The sequence below is a fragment of the Hydrogenophaga sp. UC242_50 genome (genome assembly GCF_042697355.1).
In the GTDB taxonomy this organism is placed as follows: Bacteria; Pseudomonadota; Gammaproteobacteria; order Burkholderiales; family Burkholderiaceae_C; genus Hydrogenophaga.
This window is the reverse complement of record NZ_CP170553.1, coordinates 3129366-3141837: the sequence shown is the minus strand read 5'-3', so window position 1 is coordinate 3141837 and position 12472 is coordinate 3129366. Positions and strand designations below refer to the sequence as shown.

General features: G+C 69.2%; 10 protein-coding genes. 5 read left to right on the top strand and 5 right to left on the bottom strand.

The features are described from left to right. Window positions 1-69: 69 nt before the first annotated feature. Genes moaA through glp form a run of 3 tightly spaced genes read left to right on the top strand, consistent with a single transcriptional unit; the run spans window position 70 to window position 3122 of the window. Window positions 70-1185, top strand: a complete 1116-nt coding sequence (gene moaA / locus ACFJGX_RS16150) for a GTP 3',8-cyclase MoaA (RefSeq protein ID WP_382325154.1) — start codon at window positions 70-72, stop codon at window positions 1183-1185. A gap of 9 nt (window positions 1186-1194) precedes the next feature. Continuing rightward, the gene (gene mobA / locus ACFJGX_RS16145; protein ID WP_291118881.1) at window positions 1195-1818 is read left to right on the top strand and encodes a molybdenum cofactor guanylyltransferase MobA; all 624 of its coding nucleotides are present in this window, start codon (window positions 1195-1197) and stop codon (window positions 1816-1818) included. A 26-nt stretch (window positions 1819-1844) separates the two neighbouring features. Continuing rightward, a complete protein-coding gene (gene glp / locus ACFJGX_RS16140; protein WP_382325156.1) occupies window positions 1845-3122 on the top strand; it encodes a gephyrin-like molybdotransferase Glp in 1278 nt (425 codons plus the stop codon). A gap of 6 nt (window positions 3123-3128) precedes the next feature. Here glp and ACFJGX_RS16135 read toward each other — a convergent pair whose 3' ends face one another. The 4 genes from ACFJGX_RS16135 to ACFJGX_RS16120 form a co-directional block, all read right to left on the bottom strand. Then, the gene (locus ACFJGX_RS16135) at window positions 3129-6218 is read right to left on the bottom strand and encodes an efflux RND transporter permease subunit (RefSeq protein WP_382325158.1); all 3090 of its coding nucleotides are present in this window, start codon (window positions 6216-6218) and stop codon (window positions 3129-3131) included. A gap of 16 nt (window positions 6219-6234) precedes the next feature. Continuing rightward, entirely contained in the window at window positions 6235-7392 is a 1158-nt protein-coding gene (locus tag ACFJGX_RS16130) for an efflux RND transporter periplasmic adaptor subunit (RefSeq protein ID WP_382325160.1), read from the bottom strand. Between the two features lie 115 nt (window positions 7393-7507). Continuing rightward, a complete protein-coding gene (gene rnhA / locus ACFJGX_RS16125; protein ID WP_382157435.1) occupies window positions 7508-7942 on the bottom strand; it encodes a ribonuclease HI in 435 nt (144 codons plus the stop codon). Window positions 7943-7983: 41 nt separating this feature from the next. Then, a complete protein-coding gene (locus ACFJGX_RS16120) occupies window positions 7984-8763 on the bottom strand; it encodes a class I SAM-dependent methyltransferase (protein WP_382325162.1) in 780 nt (259 codons plus the stop codon). 102 nt (window positions 8764-8865) lie between these two features. Between ACFJGX_RS16120 and gloB the strand changes: the two genes are divergently transcribed. Continuing rightward, window positions 8866-9639, top strand: a complete 774-nt coding sequence (gene gloB, locus ACFJGX_RS16115) for a hydroxyacylglutathione hydrolase (RefSeq protein ID WP_382325164.1) — start codon at window positions 8866-8868, stop codon at window positions 9637-9639. Further along, a complete protein-coding gene (locus ACFJGX_RS16110) occupies window positions 9636-11303 on the top strand; it encodes a transglycosylase SLT domain-containing protein (protein WP_382325166.1) in 1668 nt (555 codons plus the stop codon). The genes gloB and ACFJGX_RS16110 overlap by 4 nt, the downstream gene beginning before the upstream one ends. Before the next feature lie 23 nt (window positions 11304-11326). On the opposite strand, the gene ACFJGX_RS16105 is transcribed toward ACFJGX_RS16110, so the two are convergent. Next, a complete protein-coding gene (locus ACFJGX_RS16105) occupies window positions 11327-12391 on the bottom strand; it encodes an ABC transporter substrate-binding protein (RefSeq protein ID WP_382157427.1) in 1065 nt (354 codons plus the stop codon). Window positions 12392-12472 lie beyond the last annotated feature (81 nt).

The following is a 12472-nucleotide window of genomic DNA, read 5'->3' as shown; positions in this document are numbered from 1 at the left end:
CCTCGCGGCAACACCGGTACCCCCGGGTGTTCCCGTGCGGTCCGGCGGTCACTCGCCCATAATCGGCCCATGTCCGAACGCGTCATTCCCCTGATCGACCAGCGCCTGGTCTCCGTGGCCGCGCGCGTCCCTCAGGTCGGCACGGCCCCGACCGGCCTGCTCGGCGACGCGCTGGGCCGCCCGCTGCGCGATCTGCGCATCAGCGTGACCGACCGTTGCAACTTCCGCTGCAGCTATTGCATGCCGAAGGACATCTTCGACAAGGACTACCCCTACCTGCCGCACAGCTCGCTGCTGACCTTCGAGGAAATCACGCGCGTGGCGCGCCAGTTCGTCGCGCACGGGGTGCAGAAGATCCGCCTCACCGGCGGCGAGCCGCTGCTGCGCAAGAACCTCGAAATCCTGATCGAACAGCTGGCCGCGCTGCGCACGGTGGAAGGCCAGCCGCTGGACATCACGCTGACCACCAACGGCTCGCTGCTCGCGCGCAAGGCGCACGCCCTCAAGGCCGCCGGCCTGCAACGTGTCACGGTCAGCCTGGACGGCCTGGACGACACCATCTTCCGCGCCATGAACGACGTGGACTTCCCCGTGGCCGATGTGCTCGACGGCATTGCCGCAGCGCAGGCCGCGGGACTGGGCCCGATCAAGGTCAACATGGTGGTCAAGCGCGGCACCAACGACCACGAGATCCTGCCCATGGCGCGCCACTTCAAGGGCACGGGCATCGTGCTGCGCTTCATCGAGTACATGGACGTGGGCGCCACCAACGGCTGGCGCATGGACGAGGTGCTGCCCAGCGCGGAGGTGGTGCAACGCATCCACCGCGAACTGCCGCTGGTGCAACTCGGCGCATCGGCCCCCGGCGAAACCGCCGAGCGCTGGGCCTATGCCGACGGCTCGGGCGAGATCGGCGTGATCAGCAGCGTGACGCAGGCCTTCTGCAGCGACTGCAACCGCGCCCGTCTGTCCACCGAAGGCCAGCTCTACCTCTGCCTCTTCGCCAGCCAGGGCCACGACCTGCGCCACCTGATCCGCGGCGATGCCACCGACGAGCAGCTCGCCAGCGCGATCGCGGCGATCTGGCAAGGCCGCAGCGACCGGTACTCCGAACTGCGCGCCAGCCTTCCGCCCGAAGCCGGTGCAGGCGCACGTCGCGTCGAGATGAGCTACATCGGCGGTTAAGCAAAACAGATGATCCATTCCCATCAAATCACGGGCCTCGTGCTCGCCGGCGGCCGCGGCTCGCGCATGGGCGGCGTCGACAAGGGCCTGCAGAACTTCAACGGCACGCCGCTGGCGCTGCACGCCTTGCTGCGCCTGCAGATGCAGGAAGGCGGGCTGGTCGGCGGTCAGATGGTCAACGCCAACCGCAATCTGGCGGCCTACGAGGCCTTCGGCGTGCCGGTGTGGCCCGACACCCTGGACGGCTACGCGGGTCCCCTGGCCGGCTTCATGACCGGCCTGGAGCGCTGCGAAACGCCCTACCTGCTCACGGTGCCCTGCGACACGCCCCTCTTCCCGCTCGACCTCGCCCAGCGGCTGGCTCAGGCGTTCGAAGACGAGACCACCGAAATCGCCATGGCCGGCGCCCTGGAGGAAGACGGCCAGTTGCGGCCCCAGCCGGTGTTCTGCCTCATTCGGGTGGAGCTCATGGAAAGCCTGCTGGTCTTCACCCAGGCCGGCGGGCGCAAGATCGACCGCTGGACCGACCAGCACCGCACGGTGATCGTGCCCTTCGACCGGCCGGGCGACGACCCCAAGGCCTTCTTCAACACCAACACCCTGGCCGAACTGCACGCCCTCGAAAAGGGCTGAGCGCTCGGCCCTCCGTTCGTTTGTCCATGAAATCCATCGAGCAGATCGCGGCCGAATTGCAGGGCTACGACCCGCAGGCCATCAGCGCCGAACGCGTCAACGACTTCCTCGCCCGCCTGGTCGAGCCGGTCACCGCCACCGAAGACCTGGGCGTGTTCGACGCGCTGGGCCGCGTGCTGGCGCAGGACGTGGTCTCGCCCATCAGCGTGCCGCCGCACGACAACTCCGCCATGGACGGCTTCGCCTTCGACAGCGGGCAGCTGCGCCCGGGCGAGCCGCTGGGCCTGCGCGTGACGGGCACGGCCTTCGCGGGCAAGGCCTGGGCCGGCACCGTGGGCGCGGGCGAGTGCCTGAAGATCATGACGGGCGCCATCATGCCGCCCGGGCTGGACACCGTGGTGCCGCTCGAATTCGTGAAAGCAGAAGGTGATCGCGTCGTGGTGCCACCCAACGTGGTGAGCGCGGGCGACAACCGCCGCCTGCTGGGCGAAGACCTCATGGCCGGCGAAGCCGCTCTGCACCAAGGCCAGACACTCGGCCCGGCGGCGCTGGGCCTGCTGGCCAGCCTGGGCCTGCCCACCGTGAAGGTGTTCCGCCGCGTGAAGGTGGCGTACTTCTCCACCGGCGACGAGATCCTGAGCCTGGGCGAAACGCCGCGCGAAGGCGCGGTGTACGACAGCAACCGCTACACCATCTTCGGCCTGCTCACGCGCCTGGGCGTGGAGGTGGTCGACATGGGCGTGGTGCGCGACGAGCCCGCCGAGCTGGAAGCGGCCTTCCGCACCGCCGCCCTCAAGGCCGACGCCATCATCACCAGCGGTGGTGTGAGCATGGGCGAGGCCGACCACACCAAGGCCATGATGAAGCAGCTCGGCGACGTGGCCTTCTGGCGCATCGCGATGCGCCCGGGCCGCCCCATGGCGGTGGGCCGCATCGACGAGGCCGGCAAGAGCGCCGTGCTGTTCGGGCTGCCAGGCAACCCGGTGGCGGTGATGGTCACCTTCCTGGCCTTCGTGCGCCCGGCCCTGCAGCGCCTTATGGGCGCTTCACCCAGCGAACCCGTGCTGCTGCAAGCCCACAGCGGCGAAGCCCTGCGCAAGAAGCCGGGCCGCACCGAGTACCAGCGCGGCATCGTCACCCGCACGCCCGACGGCGCGCTCAGCGTGCGCACCACGGGCAACCAGGGTTCGGGCGTGCTCAGCTCGATGGTGGAGGCCAACGGCCTGATCGTGCTGCACCACCGCCAGGGCAACGTGGCCGCGGGCGACCCGGTGGACGTGATGATGTTCGACGGCGCGATCTGACCCGGCTCACTTGGCCGGGATGGCGGCGTCCGCGTGGCCGCCCTCGTGCTGCGCGGCCTTCGCCTTCGAATGGGACTTGTCGCGCGAGAGCAGCGTGTACATGGTGGGCACCACGAAGATGGTCAGCAGCGTGCCCACGCTCATGCCGCCCACGATCACCCAGCCGATCTGCTGCCGGCTCTCGGCCCCCGCGCCAGATGCCAGCGCCAGCGGAATGGCGCCCAGCACCATGGCGCCCGTGGTCATCAGGATGGGCCGCAGGCGCAGCGCGGCCGACTGTCTGACGGCCTCGAACTTCTCCAGGCCCTGGTCGCGCAGCTGGTTGGAGAACTCCACGATCAAAATGCCGTGCTTGGTGATCAGCCCCACCAGCGTGATGAGCCCGATCTGGCTGAACACGTTGATGGTGCCGCCCGTCAGCTTGAGCGCCAGCAGCGCGCCCATCATGGACAGCGGCACGCTGAGCATGATGATGAACGGATCGACAAAGCTCTCGAACTGCGCCGCGAGCACGAGGTAGATGAACAGCAGCGAGAGCGCGAAGACGATGGCCAGCGAGCCCGAGGCGTTGCGGAACTCGCGGCTCTGGCCGTTCAGGTCGGTGGTGTAGCCGGCGGGCAGCACCTCGCGCGCGGTCTTGTCCATGAACTGCAGGGCCTCGCCCAGCGAGTAGTCGGGCGCCAGGTTGGCGGTGAGGGACGCGCTGCGGCGCTGGCCGAAGTGGTTGAGCTCGCGCGGCACCACCACCTCGCTGATCTTGACCAGCGAGGCCAGGGGAATCATGGCGTCGTTGCGGCCGCGCACGAACAGGCGGTCGATGTCCTCGGGCGTGCTGCGGTTGCCCGAGACGGTCTGTACCACCACGTCGTACTGTTCACCGTCGCGCTTGTAGCGCGTGACGATGCGGCCGCCCAGCATGGTCTCGACGGTGCGCGCGATGGCATCCACGTTCACACCCATGTCGGCCGCGCGCTCGCGGTCCACGTCCATGCGGATCTCGGGCTTGTTCAGGCGCAGGTCGGTGTCGATCTGCACCAGGCCCGGGTTCTTGCTCAGCTCGTCCTGGAAGCGGCGCACGGTTTGCGCCAGGTTCTCGTAGCTGTCGGAGGTGACGATCACGTAGTTGATCGGGCGCTCGCGAAAGCCCTGCCCGAGCGAGGGCGGCGTGATGGGAAAGGCGCTGATGCCCGGCAGCGACGCCAGGCGCGGCGTGATCTCGCGCGCGATGCGCTGCGTGGAGCGCTCGCGCTCTTCCCAGGGCAGCGCGCGCATGAACACCACGCCCTGCGCCACCGAGGGGTTGCCCACGTTGACGAAGATGCGGTCGAATTCGGGGTAGTCCTGGGCGATGTTCTCGATCGCCTCCGCGTACTTGCGGGTGTAGGCCAGCGTGGCGCCATCCGGGCCGTTGATGTTGGCCAGGATCACGCCGCGGTCCTCGATCGGCGCGAGCTCCTGGCGCATGGTCTGCAGCATCCACGCGCTGGCCAGCGCGCTGCCGGCCATGACCGCCACCACCAGCCAGCGAACCCGCAGCGAGGCGCCCAGCACCCGGCTGAAGCCGCGCGTGACCGCATTGAGCACGCGCTCCATGCCGCGGTCGAACCGGCCCGGGTTGGGGTTGTGCCGCAGCAGCTTGGAGCACAGCATGGGCGAAAGCGTGAGCGCCACGAAGCCGGAAACCACCACCGCCCCGGCCAGCGCCAGCGCGAACTCGGCGAACAGACGGCCGGTGCGGCCGGGCGTGAAGGCCAGCGGCGCATACACCGCCGCCAGCGTGAGCGTCATCGCCACGATGGCAAAGCCGATTTCGCGCGCGCCCTGGATCGCCGCGTCGAAGGGCTTCATGCCCTCCTCGATGTGCCGGTAGATGTTCTCCAGCATCACGATGGCGTCGTCCACCACCAGGCCGATGGCCAGCACCAGGGCCAGCAGCGTGAGCGTGTTGATGGAGAAACCGAACATCGCCATCAGCGCGAACGCGCCGATCAGGCTGACCGGGATGGTCATGAGCGGAATGATCGAGGCGCGCAGCGTGCGCAGGAACACGAAGATGACCAGCGCCACCAGCACCACGGCTTCGGCGATGGTGGTGTAGACCGCCTTGATCGAGCGGTCGATGAAGACCGAGTTGTCGTTGGCGATGTCCACGTTCACGCCGGCGGGCAGGTCCTGCTTGACCTTCTCCAGCATCTGCCGCACGGCGGCCGAGAGCTCCAGCGGGTTGGCGGTCGCCTGCCGGATCACGCCGAGCGAGACCGCGTCGCGGCCATTGAGCCGCACCGAGGTGCGTTCGTCCTGCGGCGCCTGCACCACGCGCGCGACGTCGGCGATGCGGATGGTCTGGCCGTTGACGTTGCGGATCGCCACCGCCGAAAACTGCTCGGGCGTCTGCAGGTCGGTGGCGGCGGTCACGTTGAACTCGCGCAGCGTGCTCTCGATGCGGCCGGCCGGCACTTCCAGGTTGGAGCGGCGCAGGGCGTCTTCCACGTCCTGCACGGTCAGCGCGTAGGCGGCCAGGCGGTCCGGGTCCATCCAGATGCGCATGGAATAGCGGCGCTCGCCGTACACGCGCACCTCGGCCGCGCCGGGCGCCGTTTGCAGCACGGGCTTGGCCAGGCGGTTGGCGAAATCGCTGAGCTGCAGCGCGCTGTGGGTGTCGGAGGTAAGGGCCAGCCAGATCACGGGCGAGGCGTCGGCCTCCACCTTGGCGATCACCGGCTCGTCCACGTCCTGCGGCAGACGCTGGCGCACGCGGCTGACCTTGTCGCGCACATCGGCGGCGGCCGAGTCGGGGTCGCGCTCGAGCTTGAAGCGCACCGTGATCTGGCTCTGTTCCTGGCGGCTGATCGAGGTGATCACGTCCAGCCCCTCGATGCCCGCGAGCGAGTCTTCCAGCGGCTTGGTGACCTGCGACTCGATCACCTCGCTGGACGCCCCGCCGAAGCGCGTGGAGACCGTGACGGTGGGCTCATCGATCTTGGGGTACTCGCGCACCGTCAGGCCGTTGAACGACACGATGCCCACCAGCAGGATGAGCAGGGACAGCACCGAGGCGAACACCGGGCGCCGGATCGAGATCTCAGGCAGTTGCATGCGAGTTCCTGAGGGTTCAGCGCGCCGGCGCCGGGGCCGTTTCAGCGGCGGCAGGCGCAGCCATGTTCACGACCCGCACCGCGGTGCCATCGCGCTGCAGCCGCTGCTGGCCGGCGATCACCACGGTGTCGCCCTGCCGCAGGCCGCTGACCACCTCGACATCCGAACCCCGGCGCGCGCCCAGGGCCACTTCCACCCGGCGCGAGTGGCGCTTCTTCGCGTCGCCCTCGCCCTGTTCGTCGAGCACGTAGGCGTACTGCTTGCCGGCCTGGGGCACCAGGGCTTCCTCGGGCACCACCAACGCGCGCTCGTTGACCGAGAAGACGATCAGCACGCGCGCGAACATGCCGGGACGCAACACGTTGTCGGCCGCAGGGGGCATGACGGCCCGCACGGAGATGGAGCGGCCATTGGCGTCGAGCAGCGGGTCCACGGCCAGCACCTTGGCTTCGAACGAGCGGTTCGGCAAGGCATCGAGCTGCACCTGCACCACCTGGCCCGGGGCGAGCTGGGTCTGGTAGCGCTCCGGCAAGCGGAAGTCCACCGTGAGCATGGACGTGTCCTCGAGGTTCACGAGGTTGTCGCCGTCCTTCACGTAGGCCCCCAGGTTGATGCTGCGCAGGCCCACGGTGCCCGCGAACGGGGCGGTGATGCGCATGCGCTGCAGCCGCGCGTCGGCCAGCGCCACCTGGGCTTCGGCCACCTGCAGGTTGGCCTGGCTTTCCTCCACCACGCGCTGGGCCACGAAGTTCTGCGCCACCAGATCCTGGTTGCGCTTGAGGTTGGCGCGCGCGATGGACAGCTGGGCCTGGGCCTGGCTCAATTCGGCGCGCTGCAAGGTGTCGTCGAGTTGCACCAGCAACTGGCCCGCCTTGACCCGGGCGCCGTCCGCGAAGACGATCCGGGCCACCCGGCCACTGGTCTCGGGCTTGAGCGTCACGCTCTGGCGGGAGCGCAGGGTGCCCACGGCCTGGGCGTCGTCCTGCAGCCGGATGGCCTTCACCCGCGTCACCTCCACACCGGGTGCGCCACCGGCCGCTGCACCGGAAGCGCCCGGTCCGGTGCCGGCCACCGGCGGGGTGATGGCATCCCGGTTCTGCAGCCACCAGGCTGCACCGGAGGCCAGACCGATGCCAACGACGGCCACCACCACGTAAAGCGCTTTGTTCGCCATGGATTCCACTGCCGGGGAAAAGGACGCCCTACCCCCGTGGGGCATGGCACAGATCGATGAAACGAAATGTAGCAGTGGGTGGGAGCCGCCGGTGACGGGATTTCCCCTGTAGGACTCAGGCCGGCACGCCCCGGTTCGCCAGGGCGTCGGCCCGTTCGTTGCCAGGGTCGCCGGCGTGACCTTTGACCCAGTGCCATTCGATCTGGTGGGGCCCGGCGTGCACCAGGCCATCGAGCTTGCGCCAGAGGTCGGCGTTCTTCACCGGCTGCTTGGCCGCCGTGACCCAGCCCTTGCGCTTCCAGCCGTGGATCCACTCGGTGATGCCCTGGCGCACGTACTGGCTGTCGAGGTACAGCGAGACCCGGCAGGGGCGCTTGAGCGCGGCCAGGCCTTCGATCACCGCGGTGAGTTCCATGCGGTTGTTGGTGGTTTCGCGCTCGCCGCCCCACAACTCCTTCTCGAAACCCTCTGACTTGAGGTAAACGCCCCAGCCGCCAGGCCCAGGGTTGCCCTTGCAGGCACCGTCGGTGTAGATCACCACATGGTTCAAAAAAAGCTCCTGAATACAAAAAGGGAGAGGCGCGGCGGCGTTCAGTGCCGGTGGGTCACCGACACCGGGGCGGCCGAAGTGGCGCGCCTGGGCTTCCAGGCCGGGCCCAGCAGGCGCATGCCGCGCACGCGCTTGACCGCCACCACGAAATACACCGCGCCAAAGATGGGCCACCAGCGGGCACCGGCGCGGTCCAGCCAGGCGTAGCGCTGCAACCAGGTGTCGGTGCGCATCGCCGGGCGGTAGCAGCCAAAGCGGTCCGACTCTACTTCAAAACTGAGCAGCCTCAGCCAGTCGCGCAGGCGCCAGGGACCGATGAAATCCCCTGCTTCAGGCAGGTACAGGCTGGAGGCACCGAAGGCGTTGAGGCCCACCCGGGCGCAGAACCGGCCGCGCCCCTGGCGCAGGCCCCACAGGCTCGTGGGGTTGAAGCCCGAGATCACCACCCGGCCTTCGGGCACCAGCACGCGCTCGACCTCGCGCAGCACGTGGTGCGGGTCGGCGCTGAACTCCAGCGTGTGGGGCAGCACCACCAGGTCCAGGCTGGCCTCGGGGAACGGCAGGGCGGCCGCGTCGGTGATCAGGGCCACGCGCGGGGCGCGGCCCTCGGCCCTGGCCGGCAGCACCTCGGGCAGCGCCAGCCAGCGGTGCGGCATGCGGTTGGCCTGCAGGCCCTCCAGCTCGGGCAAACCGAGCTGCAAGGCGTTGTAGCCAAAGAGGTCGGCCACCGCCAGGTCGAACTGGGCCTGCTCCCACGCCAGCAGGTACTGGCCGGGCGCGGTCGAAAACCAATCGGTCAACCCTATAATTTTTGCGGTCATGTGCGGTGGGGCCGAAGCCGGTTCCGGCAGGAAGTCTGCGACACTGCAAACCACCGGGAAGGCCAGCCCCGCACTCTACACGCCCTACCCGACATCCGTCCCATGCACCTCATTCCGATCCCGGCCTTCAGCGACAACTACATCTGGGCCCTGCACGACGGCGCCCAGGCGCTGGTCGTGGACCCTGGCGAAGCCGCGGGCGTGGCCCGGTGGCTGGTACAGGAAGGCCTGCGGCTGGACACCATCCTGATCACCCACCACCACGCCGACCACACCGGCGGCGTGGCCGAACTGCGCGAGGCCACTGGCGCGCGCGTGATCGGCCCGGCCTTCGAGCCCATGCCCGAGCCGCTGCAGCGCGTCGGCGAAGGCGAGTCGGTGGAGGTGCTCGGCCTGCGCTTCGAGGTGATCGAGGTGCCGGGGCACACCGCCGGCCACATCGCCTACTACACGCCCGCCCTGGACGGCGCCCCGCTGCTGTTCTGTGGCGACACGCTGTTCTCCGGCGGCTGCGGCCGCCTGTTCGAGGGCACGCCGGCCCAGATGCTGGACTCGCTCACCCGGCTGGCCGCCCTGCCCGCCTCCACCCGCGTGTGCTGCACCCACGAGTACACGCTGTCCAATCTCAAGTTCGCGCAGGCGGTGGAGCCCGGCAATGCCGAGCTGGCGGCCTACACCGCCCACTGCCAGGCGCAACGCGCGCAGAACTTTCCCACGCTGCCCAGCTCCATCGGGCTGGAAAAACAGATCAATCCTTTCTTGCGCACCGGCGAAACCGCCGTCGTGCGCTCCGCCCAGGCCCACGAGCCGGGCATTGCCACCGATGCCGTGTCGGTTTTCGCCACGCTTCGCGAATGGAAAAACGTTTTCAGATGACCCCTGCCTTCCCGACCGCCCTTCCCGCTCCCGCCTTTGCTCCCCTGTCCACCGGTCCCGCCCGCCGCTGGCTGACGCTGGCCGGCACGGCCCTGGTGCTGCTGGTGTCCGGCTGCGCCACCACGGCGCTGCCCGAGGCCGGCAGCGGCGCCACCGGCGCGCCCAACGCCACGCCACCCGTCGCCGCCAACGCGCCGCGCCTGCCCTCGTACCGCCTGCCCAGCGATGTGCCCCTGAGCACCATCGGCACGGCCGAAACCGCGCTCTCCAGCGTGACGACGCTGGACGCCCCCGCCGACCTCTGGGACCGCATCCGCCGTGGCTTCGCCATGCCCGACCTCGAAGGCGACCTGGTGCGCGACCGCGAGCAGTGGTACGCCACCCGGCCCGACTACATGCAGCGCATGACGGAGCGCTCCAGCCGCTATCTGTTCCACATCGTGGAGGAGATCGAGCGCCGCAACATGCCCATGGAGCTGGCCCTGCTGCCCTTCATCGAAAGCGCCTTCAACCCACAGGCCGTCTCCAGCGCGCGCGCCGCAGGCATGTGGCAGTTCATGCCCGCCACCGGCCAGTCGTTCGACCTCAAGCAGAACGCCTTCCGCGACGATCGGCGCGACGTGCTCGCCTCCACGCGGGCCGCGCTCGACTACCTGCAGCAGCTGTACGGTCGCTTCGGGGACTGGCACCTCGCGCTGGCGGCGTACAACTGGGGCCAGGGCAACGTCAACCGCGCCATCACCAACAACCAGCGCCTGGGCAAGCCCACCGGTTACACCGACCTCAACATGCCGGCGGAAACGCGCCTGTACGTGCCCAAGCTGCAGGCGGTGGAGAACATCCTGGCGCGGCCCGAGGCCTACAACACCACCCTGCCCCTGATCGGCAACCACCCCTTCTTCGACACCGTCGCGCTGGAGCGCGACATGGATGTCGCCCTCATCGCCCGCCTGGCCGAGGTGGCGGAAAAAGACTTCCGCGCGCTCAACCCCTCGCTGCGCCAGCCCATCGTGATGGCCGCCGGCACGCCGCATGTGCTGCTGCCCTGGGACAACGCGTTGATCTTCCAGCGCAACCTGCAATCCCACACCGGCCCCCTGGCCAGCTGGACGGCCTGGGTCGTGCCCACCACCATGTCCGTGGCCCAGGCCGCCGACCGGGCGGGCATGAGCGAAGCCGAGTTGCGCGCGGTCAACAACATTCCGCCTCGCATGCAGGTGCGCGCCGGCTCCAGCCTGCTCGTGCCACGCACCGACAAGCGCAACGGCGACGTGCCGGTGCACGTGGCCGACAACGGCCAGATCAGCTTCCAGCCGGAGGTCATCCTCAAGCGCACCACCGTCAAGGCGCGCAAGGGCGAGAACCTGACGCGCCTGGCCCAGCGCTATGGCGTGAGCCCGGTGAGCGTGGCGGGCTGGAACAAGCTGGCCGTGAACGCGGCGCTCAAACCGGGCCAGCGCATCACGCTCATGCTGCCGCAGCGGGTCGCGGTCGCCAAGGCCGCCCCGCCGAGCAAGGCCCCGGCCAAGAAGTCGGCCACGGCCACACCGGCGCGCAAGGCCTCGCCCACCGCGAGCAAGCCGGTGAAGACCAAGTCCAAGACCGCCACCAGCGCGAGCAAGACGCGCGTGGCGTCCAGCGGCAAGTCCGACAAGAAGAACTGAGCGACCGGGCGCTCGCGCCAGAATCAGGCCCGGAACCGGGCCTTGGCCTTGCGTGCGAAGTCGTTGGTGAAGGTAAGCGCCAGATCCACACGCTGCAGCGAGCCGGGCTCCTCGAACTGCGCCAACATGCGCGCCGCCGTGGCCGGCCCGGTCTCGGGCATCATGCCGTCGACCGTCCAGGCCTCGCGCACGCGGGCGAAGGCCGCCAGGTACAGCGCGCGGTCACCCTGAAAGTAGCGCTCGGGCACCACCTTGATGATGTCGGATGGGCCCGCCGTCTGCAGCCATTTGAGCGCGTGCACCATCGCATCGGCCATCGCCTGGCTGGCCTTGGGGTACTGCGTCAGAAAGCTCCCCGGCGCGCACAGACAGCCGGAGGGCAAAGGACCGCCAAAGACCTCGGCCGTGCCGCGCGTGCTGCGCGTGTCGGCCACCACCTTGAGCGCACCCATCTGCTCCAGTTGCGTCACGGTCGGGTCGGTGTAGCTGATCGCATCGAGCTCACCGCGGCGAAACGCCTGAACCGCCGCCGCGGCATTCGCCAACGGCACGTAGCGCACATCGGCGGCGCGCAGCCCGACCTTGCCCAGCACCAGGCTCGCCACGCGGTGCGAGGCGGCACTCGTGGCCATCACCCCCACGCGGCGGCCGCGCAGGTCGGCCACCCCGCCGTTGTGGCCCATGGTCTCCAGCGACACCCCCACCACCACCTGCGGCGCTCGCCCCTGCAACACGAAGGACTGGAGGTTCTGGCCGCGCGCCTGCAGTGCGATCGTGTTCGGGTACGGGCCGGACAGCACATGGGCCGCACCGCTCTGCAAGGCGTGCAGCGACTGCGCCACATCGGGAAACTCGCGCACCTCCACATCGATGCCTTCCTGGGCAAAGTACCCGAGGCGTTCCGCGATGGTCAGTGGGAGGTAGCAGAACGAGGAGCGGCTATCGACCGCAATCGCCAGTTTGGGCGCACCGGGTCGAGGTGTGGGTGGCGCCGCAGAGGCCGGCGCCGGCTGCGCGCGCAAGGACGGTACGGCGACCGACGCCACGCTCAACGCACAGACACGTCCCCAGTTTCGGCGACTCCACATGACCCGGTTTCCTCTCTCGGCACATTCTTTGGATGAGCCTTGAGACTAGGGGGCGGGCCGCAAACCCGCATCAGGACCAAT

Bases quoted from the DNA above. Each gene is read 5' to 3' on its own strand.
- mobA (WP_291118881.1), top strand. From the start codon at position 1,195: ATGATCCATTCCCATCAAATCACGGGCCTCGTGCTCGCCGGCGGCCGC.
- ACFJGX_RS16135 (WP_382325158.1), bottom strand. From the start codon at position 6,218: ATGCAACTGCCTGAGATCTCGATCCGGCGCCCGGTGTTCGCCTCGGTG.
- ACFJGX_RS16110 (WP_382325166.1), top strand. From the start codon at position 9,636: ATGACCCCTGCCTTCCCGACCGCCCTTCCCGCTCCCGCCTTTGCTCCC.
- gloB (WP_382325164.1), top strand. From the start codon at position 8,866: ATGCACCTCATTCCGATCCCGGCCTTCAGCGACAACTACATCTGGGCC.
- ACFJGX_RS16120 (WP_382325162.1), bottom strand. From the start codon at position 8,763: ATGACCGCAAAAATTATAGGGTTGACCGATTGGTTTTCGACCGCGCCC.
- moaA (WP_382325154.1), top strand. From the start codon at position 70: ATGTCCGAACGCGTCATTCCCCTGATCGACCAGCGCCTGGTCTCCGTG.
- ACFJGX_RS16130 (WP_382325160.1), bottom strand. From the start codon at position 7,392: ATGGCGAACAAAGCGCTTTACGTGGTGGTGGCCGTCGTTGGCATCGGT.
- glp (WP_382325156.1), top strand. From the start codon at position 1,845: ATGAAATCCATCGAGCAGATCGCGGCCGAATTGCAGGGCTACGACCCG.
- ACFJGX_RS16105 (WP_382157427.1), bottom strand. From the start codon at position 12,391: ATGTGGAGTCGCCGAAACTGGGGACGTGTCTGTGCGTTGAGCGTGGCG.